The sequence below is a fragment of the Salinilacustrithrix flava genome (genome assembly GCF_041228405.1).
Classification (GTDB): Bacteria; Actinomycetota; Acidimicrobiia; order Acidimicrobiales; family Salinilacustritrichaceae; genus Salinilacustrithrix; species Salinilacustrithrix flava.
In genome coordinates this window covers 2251843-2268272 of sequence record NZ_CP133888.1, presented here as the reverse complement: position 1 = coordinate 2268272, position 16430 = coordinate 2251843, and the positions used below count along the sequence as shown (strand labels likewise).

The following is a 16430-nucleotide window of genomic DNA, read 5'->3' as shown; positions in this document are numbered from 1 at the left end:
GCACCGGGCGGCACCGATGCTCTGGTGTGACATCCGACGCGCGCGCCGTCCCTGACCGGTCCATCGCCAGTGCCTCCGGCGAGCTCGAGGAGCTGGCGCGCCGCCTGCTGGACCTGCTCGGCCGGATCACCGGGCTGGAGAGCACGTACCTGACCTCCATCGACTGGGAGGGCGACCTGCAGCAGGTGCTCTACGCCCGCAACGTCGGGACCCTCGACATCCCCGAGGGGCTGCAGGTCGAGTGGTCCGACACGCTGTGCCGGCGGGCACTCGAGGGCGGTCCGGCCTGCACGACCGACGTGGCGGCCACCTATCCGGAGAGCGCAGCGGCGCGCGACCTCGGTCTGAGCACCTACGTCACGGTGCCGGTTCGCGGCCCGGCCGGCGAGGTCTTCGGCACGGTGTGCGGCGCCGACTCGCGGCCGGTGGAGCTGAGCGACGACGCGCACGCCGTCATGGAGGCGCTGGCCGAGATGGTGGCGCTCCAGCTGGCCAACGACGCCGCTCGGCGCGAGCTGGTCGCGGCGAACGACGCGCTGTCCGAGCTGGCCTACCTCGACGGGCTGACCGGCCTCGGCAACCGCCGGGCCTTCGACCGCGACCTGCCGCGTGCCTGCGAGGGCGAGATGTCGATCGCGCTCATCGCGGTGGACATCGACCGCTTCAAGCAGATCAACGACACGCTCGGCCACGCAGCGGGTGACGAGGTGCTGCGCGCCATCGGTCGCCGGCTGGTCGCACACTGCCGGGTCGGCGACACCGTCGCCCGGCTCGGGGGCGACGAGTTCGTCGCCGTGCTGGCCGACACGGACCTGGGCACCGCGGCCGCCGTCGCCGAGCGGTTGCGAGCCGACGTGTCGGGATCACCGATCGTGACGGTGGCCGGTCCGGTCGACGTCACGCTCAGCGTCGGTGTGGCCATCGGCACCGGGGAGGCAGCGACCTCCCTGCTGCGTCGGGCCGACGAGGCGCTCTACGCCGCCAAGTCGGCCGGACGCGACGCGGTCCACGCCCCCGCCTGAGGGGTGGACCAGGGGGCGCTCAGTCGCCGCCGATGAACCCGACCGGGAGCGCGGTCGCCGCCCACGTGGACCCGTCGGCACCGCCGTCGACGGCTGCGACCACCACGCCCCATCCGCCTCCGGGGTTGTCCCACTCGATCTCGCCGGAGAAGGTCTCGAGCTCGCCGACGCCACCGCCGGTGACGAAGCCCTCACCGAGCACCGCACCGTCCGTGCGGTCGTGGACGCGGATGCCGATCTGGCCCTCGAACCCCCGGCCCCAGCCCTCGACCTCGAGCGGCGTGTCGATCGCGCTGCCTGCGGTGGGCAGCAGGAGCTCGACCTCCGACGTCGCGGCGAACAGCACGTAGAAGCGATCGTCGCTCATCTGGCGCACCCCGACGGTCGTCACCGGCCCGTCCGCCGCGGCCCGGATCTCGACCTCACCGGATCGGGAGTCCCCCTCCTGCAGATCGCCGACGAGCGGGTCCTCGAAGCCGAGCACCTCGGTCGCGAACTCAGCCGCGACCTCGACCGGATCGTCGAAGCCCGCTCCCGCGAGCGGATCCGGCCAGGCCACCGTCACCGCTTCGGCATCCGTGACCGCGCCGGGGGCCGTGGTGGTCGACGCCGTCGTCGTGGTCTCCGCAGCCGTCGTCGTGGTCTCCTCGGCCTCGGTGGTGGTCGTGGAGTCGACGACGCTGGTGGTGGTGTCGTCGGTCGCCACGTCGTCGTCGTCATCGTCGGAGGCCACCACGACGAGGACGATCACGAGCGCGACGACGACCGCCAGCGCGCCCAGGATCCAGGGTGTGCGGGAGCGATCGTTCGTGGGTTCGCCCGGGGGCCGGGATGGCGTGTCGGAGTGCGGTTCCATGGACCCATCGCGCGCCCGAGGTGCCCTCGGGCACCAGAGGCTCCAGGCACAAGCGGTCCGGGAGGGTCCGATCCCGCTTGGACGGGGACGTTCGCCCCTTGCCCCGGGCCGGTCCCGCCCGCACACTCGGGCCAGGACGACGAGGAGATCACACCATGGAACGCATCATCGTCGGGGTCGACGGCTCTGAGTGGAGCGCGGACGCCCTCCGCTGGGCTCAGCACGAGGCCCGCATCCGAGACGCCACGGTCACCGCGCTGCTGGCGTGGAACTTCCTCGACCAGCACCACGTCGACGGCGAGACCACCTTCGATCCCCACTACGGGGAGGCGGAGGCCCAGCGGGCGCTCGACGTGCTCGTGCAGCGGGCGCTCGGCGACGACGCCGACGGCGTGCGCCGCGAGGTCGTCTGCGACCTCCCTGCCACCGCGCTCCTCGATGCGTCGAAGGACGCCGACCTGCTCGTGGTGGGCGCCCGCGGGCTCGGAAGCTTCCGCGGGCTGGTGCTCGGGTCTGTCAGCCAGCGGTGCCTGGAGCACGCCTCTTGCCCGGTCATGGTCGTCCACGGCACGCCGGACGATGCCGATCAGGGCCGCGTCGTCGTCGGGGTCGACGGGTCGGAGCCGTCGGCGCTCGCGCTCGAGTGGGCGCTGGAGGAGGCCCGGCGGCGCGGCGCGACGCTCGAGGTCGTCCACTCCTGGGACGTTCCCTACGCCGCCGAGTTCACCTTCGTCGGTGATGCCTACGACGCCGCCCAGGGCAGCGCGACCGATCTGGTGGACCAGATGCTCGTGGCCGCCGGGCTCGCACCGGCCGACGTGGTGCGCACGGTCGTCCAGGGATCCCCCGTCGTCGTCCTCACCGACGCGGCCGCCGGCGCCGACCTCGTCGTGGTCGGCTCCCGGGGTCGTGGCGGCTTCGCCGGTCTGCTCCTCGGTTCCGTCAGCCACCAGGTGAGCCGCCACGCCGAGCGACCCGTCGTGGTGGTCCCGGATCCGAGCCGGGCCGACGACGGCTGAGCCTCCGGTTCCCACCTCCGAGGGCGGCCAGGGTCAGTCGATCCGGACGCGCTCCCGGTGGGTGGGCACGACCACGGTCCATCCCTGCGCCTGGGTGATCGCATCGTGCATCGCCGCGCTGGCCTCGGCCTCGCCGTGCACGACGTAGGCGACATCGGGCGACCGGGGGGCGGTCGACAGCCACGCCAGCAGCTCCGGCTCGTCGGCGTGGACCGAGAAGCAGCGCAGCGTCAGGACCTCGGCGCGGACCGGCACGTAGCGCCCGAACATCTTCACCGTGTCGGCGCCCGACGACAGCCGCTCGCCACGCGTCCCCGGCGCCTGGAACCCGGCGAGGACCACGGCGTTCCGTGGGTCCGGGAGGCGGTTCGCCAGGTGGTGCAGGACACGTCCCCCGGAGGCCATGCCGGACGCCGAGATGATGATCGAGGGGTACGGCACGTCGTGGAGGGCCTTGGATGCGTCGGTGTCCGGTACCTCCTGCAGCTCCCCTGCGGCAGCGAAGGGGTCGTCGTCTCCGAACCCGGCGCGGATCTCGTCACTTCCCGCCACCATGGCCCGGCGGTAGACGTCCAGCACGGCGAGCGCCATCGGGCTGTCGGCGTAGATCGGCAGCCGGGGGATGCGTCCCTCCCGGACCAGGCGGCCGAGCGCCAGCAGCACGACCTCGGTCCGGTCCACGGCGAACGCCGGGATCACGATGGAGCCGCCGCGCGCGGCGGTGCGTCGGATGAGGTCGGCGAGCTGCTCGATGCCCTCGTCCATGTCGTCGTGGGTGCGCCCCCCGTAGGTCGACTCCGTCACGAGGACGTCCACGGCCGGCATCGGGGGCGGTGGGCGCAGGATCGGGTGGTTCGGGCGACCGAGGTCGCCGGTGAACAGCACCCGTCGATCACCCACCGCCAGCTCGACCGTCGCGGACCCGAGGATGTGCCCGGCTGGTCGCAGCCAGGTCCGGAACCCGTCGGCGACCGGGTGCTCGGCACCGAAGTCCACCGACCGGAGCAGCTCGATCGCCGCCTCCGCGTCCTCCCCCGTGTACAGCGGACGAGGGGGGTGGTGCTTGGAGTACCCCTTGCGCTGCGCGTAGGACGCCTCCTCCTCCTGCAGGCGCGCCGAGTCCCGCAGCATGATCGGGACGAGCTCCGCCGTCGCCGGCGAGCACAGCACCGGCCCGCGGAACCCGTCGCGCACGAGGGCAGGGAGGTACCCGCAGTGGTCGATGTGGGCATGCGTCAGCACCACCGCGTCGATCGAGTCCGGGTCGGCCGGGAACGGGGCCCAGTTCCGGAGTCGGAGCTCCTTCCGGCCCTGGAACAGCCCGCAGTCGACCAGCACGCTCGTGCCTGCGTGCTCGACCAGGAAGCGACTGCCCGTGACGGTGCCCGCCGCGCCCAGGAACGACAGGATCGGTGACGCGCGCTTCATCTGGTTCTCCCTCATCGGGTCAGGGTGTCGGTCTCGGATCGGTCGACCGCTCCGGTCGACGTCGTCGGGTAGCGCCGGCGCAGCAGCGCACGGTTGTAGCGCTGGAGCATCACGGGGTAGCCGTTCATCACCACATCGAAGACCAGGGTCAGCGCGGCCGCCGTCCACCATCCGCGCGCCGCAGCGTGCACCACCACGCCGAGCGTCGCGACGAACAAGACGGCGTGGCTCGCCTCGGCACCATCCATGCGCTGCTCCAGCCGGGCCAGGTGCTCGGGCGTCCGCTCCGCCGGCAGGTGGAGGTGGGGGTTGAAGAACGCGAAGGGCCCTCGACGGAGCAGTCGCTTCGCCGCCCGGACCCCGACGCGCTCGTAGATGCGCCCGTCCCGTTCGAACCCGCGCAGCTGGTGGTACGAGGCGGGAAGCCGCGGCTGAGCCACCCGGCTCACCGTCCCGAGCCACGTCATCGGCACCCACACGACGAGGAAGGCGAAGACCGCCGAGCGAGGACCGAACGCCTGCCAGCCCCACAGGACCAAGGCGGCTCCACCGGTGGTCACGGCGACGATGGCGGCTCCTCTGCGCACCTGTCGATCGTGAGGCCACATCGCGGTCGCCACCAGAGGCGTGAGTCCCGATCGACGCCGACGAACCCGTGGTGACCGGACGGACCGCCCGAGTCCCCACGGGTTCATGGGATCAGCCGTGGGAGACGGGGATCCTCTTGGCCTCAGCGGTCGCGGTGTCGATGGGGATGCGGACCTCGAGGATGCCGTCGGTGTAGGTGGCCTTGATGTCGGCTTCGGTTGCGCCGGCAGGCAGCCGCAGTGAGCGGGAGAAGGATCCGTAGTGGAACTCGGAGCGGTACCCCGCCTTGTCCTCCGTCTTGGTCTCGGATCGCCGTTCGGCCCGCAGGTTCAAGATGTCGTCGGACACGGTGATCTCGACGTCCTCGTCAGGGTCGATGCCGGGCATCTCGGCGCGGACGACGAGCCGCCCATCCTCCCGGAACTCCTCGACCTTGAGCTCGGGTTCGGTTCCCATGAGCTCGGTCCAGGACTCGGGCCAGTCGAACAGGCGTCGGGTGCTGAACCAGGCCGGCAGCTCCGGTTCGGTTCGCGTGCGTCGCATGAGTGTCATGTCGCTCTCCTTGGTGGTCTGGTCTGTGGTGGGTTGTGGTCGAGCGGGGTTGCCGAGTTGTGGGCCCCCGGGGGGACGATCAACCCGATGTGTGGGACCTCTGGGCTCACCAGATCATCGGATGACCGGTCCCCGACGACCGTCCAGAGCCGAAGGTCCCGGTCGTCGCGCTGCGGGGCCCGGACGCGCCATCATCGATCAACGCCAGCCAGGCGCCTGCCCGTCGGCGCGAAGGCGATCACCGTGCGTTGCATGTCGACCGCGACCGCCGAGGCCCGTCTCGTACCAGGCCCTGCACCGACGCCGCCGCAACGCGGTCACGCATCGCTGGCCGTCGGGACGTAGGTCATCCCGCGGCTGCGACGGGGCCGGGCGGATGGAGGATGCGGGCGATGTCGTCGGCTTCGAGTGTTTCGCGCTCGAGCAGCTCAGCGGCGACAGCGTGGAGTGCGTCCATCGACTGTTGCAGCTCGGTGCGGGCACGCTGCGCCTGTTCCTCGAGGATGCGCTCGACCTCCTCGTCGATGACACGTGCCGTCTCGTCGGAGTAGTCGCGGGTGTGGACCAGGTCCTCGCCCAGGAAGACCGGGCCCGCCGAACCCCAAGCCATCTCGCCCAGGCGCTCGGACATGCCCCATTCGCGCACCATGCTGCGGGCGAGCTGGGTCGCTGACGTCAGGTCGTCGGCCGCGCCGGTGGTCACCTCACCGAACACGAGCTCCTCGGCGGCCCGACCGCCGAGGCGGACGGCGAGGATGTCGTCGAGCTCGCCGCGCCGTCGCAGCTGGCGTTCCGTCACCGGCACCTGTTGGGTTGCGCCGAGCGCGATCCCCGCCGGCAGGATCGTCACCTTGTGCACCGGGTCCGAGTTGGGCAGCACCGACGCCAGGACCGCGTGGCCGGCTTCGTGGTAGGCGACCGTCCGCTTCTCCTCCGGCGTGAGGACGAGCGCACCGCGGGGCACCCCGAGCAGGACCCGGTCACGAGCGGCGTCGAGGTCACCGGCGGCGATCTCGTCAGCGCCGCGGCGCACCGCGATCAGTGCCGCCTCGTTGAGCAGGTTGGCCAGATCGGCGCCGCTCATGCCGGGTGTGCCCCGGGCGACGAGGTCCAGGTCGACGTCGCCGGCGAGCTTCTTCCCGCGGGCGTGGACCTCCAGGATCGCCAGTCGCTCCCCCGCGGTCGGCAGGGGGATGACGACCTGGCGGTCGAACCGGCCAGCCCGCAGCAGTGCCGCGTCGAGGATGTCCGGTCGGTTGGTCGCGGCGAGCAGGACGATGCCTTCGGTCGTCTCGAACCCGTCCATCTCCGCGAGGAGCTGGTTGAGCGTCTGCTCCCGCTCGTCGTGTCCGCCGCCGAGCCCGGTGCCGCGCTTGCGGCCGATGGCATCGATCTCGTCGACGAACAGGATCGACGGCGTCTCCTTGCGCGCCGTGGCGAACAGGTCACGGACACGAGCGGCGCCCACACCCACGAACATCTCCAGGAACTCCGACCCCGTGATCGAGATGAACGGCACGCCCGCTTCGCCGGCCACCGCCCGGGCGAACAGGGTCTTGCCGGTGCCAGGCGGGCCGACCAGCAGGATCCCCTTGGGGATGCGGGCCCCGATCTGCTTGAACTTCGACGGATCGCGCAGGAAGTCGACGACCTCGCTGATCTCGTCCTTCACCGTCTCGTACCCCGCGACGTCCGCGAACGTGGTGTCGGTCCGTTCACTGCGGTGGACGCGAGCCCGGCTGCGCGTGAACGCGGAGGCACCGGTGAGCTGGTTCGTCGCCCGACGCGAGAGCCACACCAGCACCCCGATGATCAGCACGAACGGCAGCAGGTACAACAGGATGCTGCCGAGCGGGTTGGAGCTCTCGGCCACGTAGTTGCGCTCGACCTCGTGTTCGTCGAGCAGTGCCGTGTCGGCATCCGGGACGCCCCCCGGCGGCCCCTGCGCGGTGAACGACTCGCCCGAAGCGAGGGTTCCCTCGACCTTCCCGCTGCCCTGGTCGATCTCGACCTCCTCGACGTCACCGGAGATGACGAGCTCCCGGAACTCGGCGTAGCCGACCTCGTCGTCCTCCGTCGTCGACGGCTGGGCGAAGAGCCAGGAGAGCAGGAGCGCGGCGGAGACGATCGCCCACAGCCACGGCCAACGGCCGCCGAAGCGCTGATCCGGAGCGAGCACCGGACCGGCCGGCCGACCACGCGGAGGATCAGGGATCGTCCTCACCGGAGGTCACCACGTCGTGCTGCCTTGTCCCGGTAGAGCGCAGCGTCGGCATCGCCCGTGGCGCTGCTCGCCGTTCCGGCCTCGATGGTCGAGACCCCGACGCTCGCTCCGACCGTGTAGCTGGCCTCGGCCTCCACGACGACGATCTGCTCGATCGCGGCGCGGAGCGACTCGGCCAACGGGGCCATGGTCGCTTCGGTGCCGTGCGGGACGAGGACCGCGAACTCGTCGCCGCCGACCCGATAGGAGTGATCCGAGAGGCGCACCCGGCTCCGTATCGCTCGCGCGACCTCGATCAGGACCCGATCTCCCACCTCGTGGCCACCGCGATCGTTGACCGCCTTGAACTCGTCGAGGTCGATGAGCACCAGCCCGGTGGTGTCGCCGTAGCGCGCCGCCGAGCGGCGGTACGCCTCCAGGTCGGCGTCGAAGACGCCGCGGTTCAACAGACCCGTCAACGGGTCTCGGCGCGCCATCCGGGTGAGCTCCTCTTCGCGGCGCTTTCGGTCACTGATGTCCTCGATCTGCGCGATGAAGTGCACGGGTTCACCACGCGCCGAGCGCACGATGGAACCGGACAGCTGCACCCAGACCACGTGACCTCGGCGGTCGTAGTAGCGCTTCTCCATCTGGTACTGGTCGATGTCGCCGGCCACGAGCTGCTCGGCCTGCGCGACGTCGAGGTGCAGGTCGCCGGGATGGGTGATGTCCTGGAACGTGAGCTCGACGAGCTCGGCTGCCTGGTAGCCGAGGAGGACGCACAACGCAGCGTTGACCTGCAGGAACCGACCATCGAGCCCGACCAGCGCCATGCCGATCGGCGCGGCGTCGAACGCAGTTCGGAAGGTCTCCATCGCCAAGGACAGCTGCTTCTCGGTCTCGCAGTAGGACGTCACGTCCTCGACCGTCACCAACCCCAACGGGGTCTCCGCCGGCGCACTGATCGGCGCAGTCCTCACCACGAGCCGTCGGCCCTCGAGGGTGATGTCGACCGATGCAGCTCGTCCGGCCAGCGCATCCCGGTAGATCGGCGTCACCGCCTCCACGATCGGCTCCGGGAAGAGCTCGGCCACCGTCGACCCGAGCATGCCGCCCGCAGTCAGCCCCACCAGAGGGAGCACGGCGCCACCGACGTACACGAATCGGAGCTCGGCGTCGTAGAGCGCGATCGCTCCGTTCGGGTAGCTGTCGAACACCGCACGGCACAGCGCCGAGGGTGCTTCCACAGATTTCACTTCGACCCACGGATCTCGGCCATGCCCTGACGCTGCCCCTCCCCATCCCCCTGCCGATAGAGGCCAACGGCCCCGAGCTCCGAGGACCCGATCGCGGCGGTCCGCTACCCACGTTCGACGGCAGCGAGCGCGGTGTCCAGCGACGCCGCCGGTGACGACGCCGTGCTGATGGCCGCAGCCCCATCCCATGGCTCGAAGGAAGCGGCAAGGGCCGAGGCGATCGACGCGTCCGCGTCCGAGACGTCGGCTCCCGTCCGGGCGCGCGCGGCTGCGCGCTGGCGGGCCGTCTCGGCGTCGACGACGCAGCGCAGCTCGACGAGGTCGGTGCTCGTGGCTTCGGCGACGGCGCGAGCCGCACGGCGACGCTTCCGCTCGGCCCAGGTCGCATCGAGCACCACGCACTCACCGCGGGCCACCAGACGGCCGGCTCGGCGGAGGAGCTCGTCGTACGTGCGGTCGGTCCACGCCTCGCTGTAGATGCCCGACCGCAGCTCGGCAGCGCAGTCGTCAGGAACCGATCGCCCGGCCAGCTCCTTGCGGATCTCGTCGGAGCGCAGCACCGTCGCATCCAGGCGATCGCCCAGTCCGGCCGCGATCGTCGACTTGCCCGTCGCCGGTGAGCCCCCCACGAGCACCATCCGGACCCGGGCTGCAGCGGCGTGACGGGTTGCGATGTCGAGCAGCTGCGCAGCCTGTGCACCCGCCGCGGCGTCCCCCTGCCCGGCGCGCACGCAGGACACCAACGTGCGGACCTGGGCGCGGTAGGCCACGTGGTGGTGCGCGAGCGACGGGGGCCAGCTGTCGCCGGTCATCTCCCGGTGCAGCTCGAGCAAGCGCCAACCGAGGTCCGCCCGGCCGAGGCGCTCGAGGTCCATGGCCAGGAACGCCATGTCGGCGAGCACGTCACCGACCCGGAGCCGCTCGTCGAAGTCGAGGCAGTCCAGCACCCGCGGTCCGTCGTCGAGGCAGAAGACGTCCTCGGCCAGGAGATCCCCGTGGCCGTCGCGCGCCCAGCCACGGGACACGCGCTCCTCCAGGAGCGTGGCCCGCCCGCGGAGGTACGCGCTGGCTCGCTCCAGTAGGAGCTCGGCCGCCTCACCGTCGATCCACTCCCCGAACGCCGGCCGCATGCGCTCGTGGTTGACCTCCCAGCGTCGGAGCGTCTCCGCAGGTCCGGCTGCCGCCGCAGCGGCCGACGTGGTCGCGCCGCGCAGGTGGAACGCCGCGAGCTGGTGCGCCAGCGCTCGGAGGGCGTCGTCGACGTCTCGACCCTGCGCCACCAGCGTCGAGAGGCGTCGGTCGGCCGGCAGGCGACGCATCACGAGAACGGGCTCGCCGTCGCCGCCCGGGACGGGGAGCAGACCGGTGCCGAGGTACACATCGGGAGCGAGGCGCCGGTTCAGCGACAGCTCGTCCTCGATCGCGCGCAGCCGGTCGGCCCGGCTGGTCCAGTCCAGGAACCCGACGGACACCGGCTTCTTCACCTTGTAGGCGAGATCGCCGACGAGCAGCACCGCTCCGGTGTGAGTCTCGACCGCCATCGCGTACGGCTCGGCGCCCCCGGCCTGCGTTGGTGGCCGGGCGGGGGTCATGGCAGCCCTGCGCTCCGAGCGTCACGGCGCGCCGCATCGAGCAGGAGGCGTCGCTCCGCTGAGGCGACGACGCGACGCGCCGCATCGACCGCGTCGGGGATGACCGAGATGGAGTCGATGCCGAGGCGAACCAGGTACTCGGCGAAGTCCGGCTTGTTGGACGGTGCCTGGCCGCACAGCGACGAGGTGATGCCGGCGGCCTGGCACGCACCGATGATGCGGCCGATCGCGTCGAGGACCGCCGCATCGGACTCGTCGAACAGCTCTGCGCAGACCGTCGAGTCGCGATCGACGCCGAGCATGAGCTGCGTGAGGTCGTTCGAGCCGATCGACACCCCGTCGATGCCCATGGCCGCGTACTCCGGGATCCGGTAGGCGACCGAGGGGACCTCCGCCATGACCCAACGGTGGAGCCCCCGCTGGCGACCGAGCACGCTCGCGTCGATCGCCTCCAAGGCGGCCTCGAGCTCCCAGGTGGTGCGGACGAAGGGGATCATGAGGTGGAGGTTGGGTGTCTCCTCTCGCACCCGGCCGAGCAGCTCGAGCTCCAGCGCGAACAGGTCGGGCTCGCGCACGTAGCGGAAGCAGCCCCGGTAGCCGATCATCGGGTTCTCCTCCACCGGCTCGAACGCAGCCCCACCTTCCAGCCCTCGGAACTCGTTCGAGCGGAAGTCGATGGTCCGGTAGATCACCGGCCGTGGGGCGAACGCCCGCGTGATGCGCAGCAGCGACCCCGCCATCCGGTCGAGGAACTCCGCGCGACCGCCGCGCTCAAGCAGCGCTCGCGGGTGGACCCCGCCGAGGGCATCCGTGATCATGAACTCCGCCCGCAGCAGCCCGACCCCGTCCACGGGCTGGGCTGCGACGGCCTCGGCGTGGTCTGCGATGGCCAGGTTCACGTAGATGCGCGTCGCCAGCGCCTCGCCGGACGGCACCACCGACGGCGCCGACGCTGTGGCGGGCACCGTCCGAGCCCCGACCCGATCGCCTTCGTAGACCTCCCCGGCACCGCCGTCCACCGTCACGACATCGCCGTCCCGCAACCGGGTGGTGGCGTTCCGGGCACCGACCACGCAGGGCACGCCGAGCTCGCGGGAGACGATGGCGGCGTGGCACGTCATGCCGCCGCCGTCGGTGACGACGGCTGCCGCACGTCGGATCGTCGGGACCCAGTCGGGGTTCGTCATGGGGGCCACCAGCACCTCCCCCAGCTGGAGGAGGTGCCCCTCCGCGGGCGAGGCCAGCACCCGCACCGACCCGGCCACCACCCCGGGCGAGGCGGACAACCCGCGGACCAGCGGCACGGCGACATCAGCCGCATCGGCTTCCGGCAGCGATGCAGCGCCGGGTGCGACCAGCGTGGTGATGGGACGGGCCTGGAGGAGGTAGAGGCGCCCGGCGGCGATCGCCCACTCCACGTCCTGGGGCTCTCCCCCGTAGTGCGCTTCGACCTGCAGCCCGAGTCGGGCGAGCTCGAGGACCTCGTCATCGACCAGAACCCGAGCGTCGGCCTCCGCGCCATCGAGGTCGACCCGGGTGACGGATCCGTCCGCCTCGGCGACGAGGCGGTGCGTCTTGTGGCCGATCCTCGCCTGCTGGATGCGGGGACCGTCCTTGCCGACCACGTAGGTGTCCGGCTCCACCGCCCCCGACACGACGACCTCGCCCAGACCGAACGCGCCCTCGATCACGAGGCGGCTGCGGTCGCCGGTGGAGGGATCCGCCGTGAAGAGCACGCCCGCCCGGTCTGCCGCGACGAGGCGCTGCACGACGACGGCGATGACCGGCTCCTCGGTCATGTGCTGGCTCGCCCGGTACGAGATGGCGCGCTGACCGAACAGCGACACCCAGCAGTCGACGAGCCGGGCGAGGACCGCATCGTCGCCCACCACGTCGGTGAAGGTCTCGTGCATGCCCGCGAACGACGTCCCACTCGTGTCCTCGGCCGTCGCGGACGACCGGACGGCGACCGGGATCCGGTCGCCCAGGCGGTGGTACGCCTCCAGGATCACGGAGCGCAGCCCGTCCGGGACGCCGGCCTTGCGCACCAGCGACTGCAGCCGCTCGGCGGCGTCGGCCAGGGCGGTCGGCGTCGAGGCCTCGTCGCAGGCTGCCGCGAAGGCGGCCTGGAGCTCGCTCCGCACCCCACCCTCATCCATCGCAGCCAGGTAGCCCTGGGCGTTGACGACGAAGCCGTCGGGCACCGGGAGGCCGGCGCGCGCGAGCTCACCGAGGTTCGCCCCCTTCCCACCCGCCGTCGCGGTGTCGGTCCGTGACAGCTCGTCGAACCAGGAGATGGCCGTGGTCATGTCGACCTCCTTCGCACTGATGCCAGTGTCGGGCCGGATCGCAGCCCCGGGAAGAGCCGAAGGTCCTCGACCGGCCCCTCCTCACACCACCATGACGGCGGCGCCCCGGACTCGGTCCTCGGCGAGGTCGAGGAGGGCACGGTCGACATCGTCGAAGCCGTACGGCGTGGTCTCGACCTGGATGCCGATGCGCGATGCGATGGCCAGGAACTCCTCGCCGTCGGCGCGGGTGTTCGCGGTGACGCTCACCAGCTCCCGCTCCTGGAAGAGGTGGTCCTGGTAGCGGAGCACCGGGATGTCGCTGAGGTGGATCCCGGCGATCGACAGGCGCCCACCCCGATCCAGGGCCTCGAGCGCCACCGGCACCAGCTCACCGGCCGGCGCGTACAGGACCGCCCCGTCGAGCGGCACCGGAGGGCGGTCAGCAGCTCCACCCACCCAGGTGGCGCCGAGCTCGTGGGCCAGGGACCGGGCGGCCAAGGACCGCGTGCACACGTGGACCTCCACACCGGCGGCGATGGCGACCTGGGCCGCCAGGTGGGCCGAGGCCCCGAAGCCGTAGATCCCGAGGCGTCCGCCCGGGGGGACGTGGGCACGCACGAGGGCGCGGTACCCCACGATCCCCGCGCACAGGAGCGGAGCAGCCTCCTCGTCGCTGAACTGTTCAGGAAGCGCGTAGGCGTATGCCTCGTCGACCAGGGCGCGCTCGGCGAACCCGCCGTGGTCGTGCCAGCCGGTGAACCGCGGGTGCAGGCAGAGGTTCTCGGCCCCGCGCCGGCAGGGTCGACAGCTGCCGCACGTGTGGCGGAGCCACGGGATGCCGATCCGGTCCCCCGGCTCGAACCGCTCGGCGCCAGCGCCGCGCTGCACCACCCGTCCGACCACCTCGTGCCCGGGTGTCACGCCGGGCGCCATGGGGCGGAGGTCGCCCTCGGCGAGGTGGAGGTCCGTGCGACAGACCCCGCAGGCCGTGACCTCGACCACCACCTCGCCGGGCCCGGCGAGCGGCTCCGGTCGGGAGACCGACGTCAGCGGACCCCCGGCGATCGGTCCGGGCGAGCGGACCGCCCACGCCCGCACCGGTCAGCTCGCGGTCGCCGGGACCGGGCCGGCCTCGATGGCCGACCTCGGCGCTCGTCGGACGATGGTCCGCTCGCCGTCGGTGGCGCGCATGATCCTCCTCGGATCGGTCCTGTGAGGTCCCATCAGACCGCCGCTCGCCGGATCAGGGAAGGGCCGAAGGTCCTGCGCCACGGCGGCCGCCGACCACCGCCGGCTGGGCCTGCGGGGCGTACCGGCTAGCGGTTCTGGCGCAGCGGGTCGATGCGACCCTCGGAGATCGCCCGGGCGACGATGCCCTGCTGGATCTGCTCGGTGCCCTCGAAGATGTCCATGATCTTGCCAGCATGCAACTACAGTGTTGTGACCAGCGCATCAATGCAATCTTGGAGGGTAGTCATTGCATCTTATTGCAACACGAACTTCGTTCCGGTGCGCTTCGGTGCGGTGGCTGCCAGGTAGGAGACGCCGCGCACAGTCCGGCCACATGACCGCCACCACCCTCTCCCCCGCGCATGTGACCGACACACCGATCGAGCGGCTGTGGACCACCACCGACGTATGCGCCTACCTGCGCTGGACCGCCAAGCACCTACGCGACGTGCGCCGTGACGATCCGACGTTTCCGCAGCCGATCATGCTCGGCGCCCGCTCCCACCGTTGGCACCGAGCGGAGCTCGAGGACTGGCTGAACCGCCAGCCTCGGGCCCCTCGCCCGTCCGTCGAGGACGACGGGACCGGCATCGATCAGTGGGCGGCGTAGATGGCCGGCAAGCCCCGCTCGCAGCGAGACCCGTACGGCGTGTCGATCAACGCCCGTCACGAGGTCTGGTTCAGGAAGCCTGACGGCAAGCGAGCCGTCGTCAGATGCAAGACCCGCTCCGAAGCTGAACGGGTCGCTGGCGACAAGCGCGCCGAGGCTGCAGCGCTCGCTGCGTCGTCGCAGGCCGGAGCCGAGCTCGGACACCAGACGATCCGTGACGTGACCGAAGCGTGGCTCGACAGCCTCGACGGGCCGGAGGGGACACTGCGGCAGTACCGCTCGGAGGCGGACACGCTGCTAGTCGCGTACCTGGCTCGTATGCCGTGTTACAAGGCGACGCCGCAGGTGTGGCGGGAGTGGACGGCGAAGGTGACGACCAATCACGGACCGCGACGGCTCGACGCGGCGCAGCGTCTTCTGAACAACGTCACGAGCTTCGGGCAGGAGAACGGCTACTGGCCTGCGGACACCGACCCTTGGGGGACGGCCTCGGCGCGGCGGCCAACGCTGAAGCGGGCCCGGAAGCAAGCTCCAAAGAACGGCGCGTACCGACGCCTCTGCCCACGCCTCGCTGACGTGGAAATGCTCGCAGAGGCGTGCGCAGCCCGAGAGGGCGTCTGGCTTGAGCGATTCGTGTGGGCACAGGCCGGCACCGGGTGCCGACACGCCGAGCTCCTCGGCGCACGCTGGGATCAAGTAGACCTCGACGCAGAGACGATTTGGATCCCTCACCAGGCGAACCGCTACCAGCCGTGGCCTGCGCTCGCCCCCGTGAAGGGCGCGAGCGAGATCCCGGACAAGGCCCGCACCGCCCCCCTACTCACCTGCGCCGTCACTGCGCTACGAGAACAACACGCCGTGACCGGCGACCAGCAGTGGGTGTTCCCGCCAACGAGCGAGCAGCGCCGCTGGGTCGATGCGTCGAGCAAGGCGACGGAACGAGCACGGGATGGCCTCGGACAGTGGGACCCGCAGACGGGCGCATGGACCGGTCACTGGTTGCGTCACTGGTACGCAGTCACCATGCTCGATCCACTTGACGCCGGTGGAGAGGCGGCGCCGCTTCCTGACGTATCCGCCTGGCTCGGACACGAGCGCCTCTCCACCACGCAGGACTACTACGTGAACACTCGAGAAGACAGCGCCCGAGCGCTGATCGAGCGCCGACGAGCTCGGCAGTAGCTGCCGAGCTGAGGAGCAGCAATGTTCACACCGTCTATCGCTCAGCAGGGCGCGAAGGGAGCGTGTGGGTGGATATGCGCGCTTCGCGGATCTGCTGATCTTGCGACTCCGCACAGGCCATGAACTACCGACACCGATGAGAGCGTGAAGTGATGACGCCTGGCAGGCGGCTGCTCGACGGCGGTCGGGTGCTCGATGCGCAGCCGTGGCGGGCAGGTCGCGTTCCTGGCCAGCGCGGAGCGTGATGGGTCGGGACCACCCGAGACGCTGACTGATGGGGCGTTCGGGTCCGTCACCGGGGACTGGCACCTCAGACGGGGTCGCACGGAGCCGGTTGGCGATCGTGGGAGACGGCGGCGGGCTTCGGGCCTAGGTCGTTCGAGTTCGATGACGACTGCACGGCTGGCGGCCGAGCAATCTAGGCGGCCACCGTCCCGCGATCGAGGGCTAGGAGGGCTCGGCCGCCGGACACCCGGGGGAAGGGGGTGCCCGGTCGACCGGCCCGATCGCAGCCCATCGCTTCCCGTGCGAGGGGCAAGGATTGTTCTCCGATGGCGAATGACTCAGCTGGGAGCCTTGGAGTTCGTAGGCAGCGTGATCC

The 16430-nt window shown here is 71.3% G+C and carries 14 protein-coding genes; 5 read left to right on the top strand and 9 right to left on the bottom strand.

Translation table 11 applies throughout. The features are described 5' to 3' along the window. The first annotated feature begins 26 nt into the window (after window positions 1-26). Window positions 27-1022 carry a sensor domain-containing diguanylate cyclase gene (locus tag RGQ06_RS11140; protein ID WP_432428917.1) on the top strand — a complete coding sequence of 332 codons (996 nt, stop codon included), beginning with the start codon at window positions 27-29 and terminating at the stop codon, window positions 1020-1022. A 19-nt stretch (window positions 1023-1041) separates the two neighbouring features. On the opposite strand, the gene RGQ06_RS11135 is transcribed toward RGQ06_RS11140, so the two are convergent. Beyond that, window positions 1042-1878, bottom strand: a complete 837-nt coding sequence (locus RGQ06_RS11135) for a Gmad2 immunoglobulin-like domain-containing protein (protein WP_432428918.1) — start codon at window positions 1876-1878, stop codon at window positions 1042-1044. 155 nt (window positions 1879-2033) lie between these two features. Here RGQ06_RS11135 and RGQ06_RS11130 point away from each other — a divergent pair, with 155 nt between their 5' ends. After that, a complete protein-coding gene (locus tag RGQ06_RS11130; RefSeq protein WP_432428919.1) occupies window positions 2034-2897 on the top strand; it encodes a universal stress protein in 864 nt (287 codons plus the stop codon). 33 nt (window positions 2898-2930) lie between these two features. Here RGQ06_RS11130 and RGQ06_RS11125 read toward each other — a convergent pair whose 3' ends face one another. The 8 genes from RGQ06_RS11125 to RGQ06_RS11090 all read right to left on the bottom strand — a co-directional run bounded on the left by RGQ06_RS11125 (window position 2931) and on the right by RGQ06_RS11090 (window position 13872). Further along, window positions 2931-4340 (bottom strand): MBL fold metallo-hydrolase, encoded by a 1410-nt coding sequence (locus RGQ06_RS11125; protein ID WP_432428920.1) that lies wholly within the window; start codon window positions 4338-4340, stop codon window positions 2931-2933. Continuing rightward, the gene (locus RGQ06_RS11120; RefSeq protein WP_432428921.1) at window positions 4337-4912 is read right to left on the bottom strand and encodes a hypothetical protein; all 576 of its coding nucleotides are present in this window, start codon (window positions 4910-4912) and stop codon (window positions 4337-4339) included. The genes RGQ06_RS11125 and RGQ06_RS11120 overlap by 4 nt, the downstream gene beginning before the upstream one ends. 112 nt (window positions 4913-5024) lie before the next feature. Next, window positions 5025-5456 (bottom strand): Hsp20/alpha crystallin family protein, encoded by a 432-nt coding sequence (locus RGQ06_RS11115; protein WP_432428922.1) that lies wholly within the window; start codon window positions 5454-5456, stop codon window positions 5025-5027. A gap of 355 nt (window positions 5457-5811) precedes the next feature. Beyond that, window positions 5812-7644 carry an ATP-dependent zinc metalloprotease FtsH gene (ftsH, locus tag RGQ06_RS11110; RefSeq protein WP_432428923.1) on the bottom strand — a complete coding sequence of 611 codons (1833 nt, stop codon included), beginning with the start codon at window positions 7642-7644 and terminating at the stop codon, window positions 5812-5814. Between the two features lie 41 nt (window positions 7645-7685). Continuing rightward, entirely contained in the window at window positions 7686-8915 is a 1230-nt protein-coding gene (locus RGQ06_RS11105) for a diguanylate cyclase (protein WP_432428924.1), read from the bottom strand. 113 nt (window positions 8916-9028) lie between these two features. Further along, entirely contained in the window at window positions 9029-10465 is a 1437-nt protein-coding gene (locus tag RGQ06_RS11100; RefSeq protein WP_432428925.1) for an AAA family ATPase, read from the bottom strand. Between the two features lie 47 nt (window positions 10466-10512). Next, window positions 10513-12825: a phosphoenolpyruvate synthase gene (gene ppsA, locus RGQ06_RS11095; protein ID WP_432428926.1), complete on the bottom strand. Its 2313-nt coding sequence runs from the start codon at window positions 12823-12825 to the stop codon at window positions 10513-10515. Window positions 12826-12906: 81 nt separating this feature from the next. After that, window positions 12907-13872, bottom strand: a complete 966-nt coding sequence (locus RGQ06_RS11090) for a zinc-dependent alcohol dehydrogenase family protein (protein WP_432429065.1) — start codon at window positions 13870-13872, stop codon at window positions 12907-12909. Here RGQ06_RS11090 and RGQ06_RS11085 point away from each other — a divergent pair. The 3 genes from RGQ06_RS11085 (at window position 13775) to RGQ06_RS11075 (ending at window position 15829) form a co-directional block, all read left to right on the top strand. Continuing rightward, window positions 13775-14023 (top strand): hypothetical protein, encoded by a 249-nt coding sequence (locus tag RGQ06_RS11085; RefSeq protein WP_432429069.1) that lies wholly within the window; start codon window positions 13775-13777, stop codon window positions 14021-14023. The two genes, RGQ06_RS11090 and RGQ06_RS11085, sit on opposite strands and share 98 nt — an antisense overlap. A 348-nt stretch (window positions 14024-14371) precedes the next feature. Next, window positions 14372-14647 (top strand): helix-turn-helix transcriptional regulator, encoded by a 276-nt coding sequence (locus RGQ06_RS11080; protein ID WP_432428927.1) that lies wholly within the window; start codon window positions 14372-14374, stop codon window positions 14645-14647. Then, a complete protein-coding gene (locus tag RGQ06_RS11075; protein ID WP_432428928.1) occupies window positions 14648-15829 on the top strand; it encodes a tyrosine-type recombinase/integrase in 1182 nt (393 codons plus the stop codon). The last annotated feature ends 601 nt before the right edge of the window (window positions 15830-16430 follow it).

Bases quoted from the DNA above. Each gene is read 5' to 3' on its own strand.
- RGQ06_RS11135 (WP_432428918.1), bottom strand. From the start codon at position 1,878: ATGGAACCGCACTCCGACACGCCATCCCGGCCCCCGGGCGAACCCACG.
- RGQ06_RS11130 (WP_432428919.1), top strand. From the start codon at position 2,034: ATGGAACGCATCATCGTCGGGGTCGACGGCTCTGAGTGGAGCGCGGAC.
- RGQ06_RS11125 (WP_432428920.1), bottom strand. From the start codon at position 4,340: ATGAGGGAGAACCAGATGAAGCGCGCGTCACCGATCCTGTCGTTCCTG.
- RGQ06_RS11115 (WP_432428922.1), bottom strand. From the start codon at position 5,456: ATGCGACGCACGCGAACCGAACCGGAGCTGCCGGCCTGGTTCAGCACC.
- RGQ06_RS11100 (WP_432428925.1), bottom strand. From the start codon at position 10,465: ATGGCGGTCGAGACTCACACCGGAGCGGTGCTGCTCGTCGGCGATCTC.
- ppsA (WP_432428926.1), bottom strand. From the start codon at position 12,825: ATGACCACGGCCATCTCCTGGTTCGACGAGCTGTCACGGACCGACACC.
- RGQ06_RS11080 (WP_432428927.1), top strand. From the start codon at position 14,372: ATGACCGCCACCACCCTCTCCCCCGCGCATGTGACCGACACACCGATC.
- RGQ06_RS11075 (WP_432428928.1), top strand. From the start codon at position 14,648: ATGGCCGGCAAGCCCCGCTCGCAGCGAGACCCGTACGGCGTGTCGATC.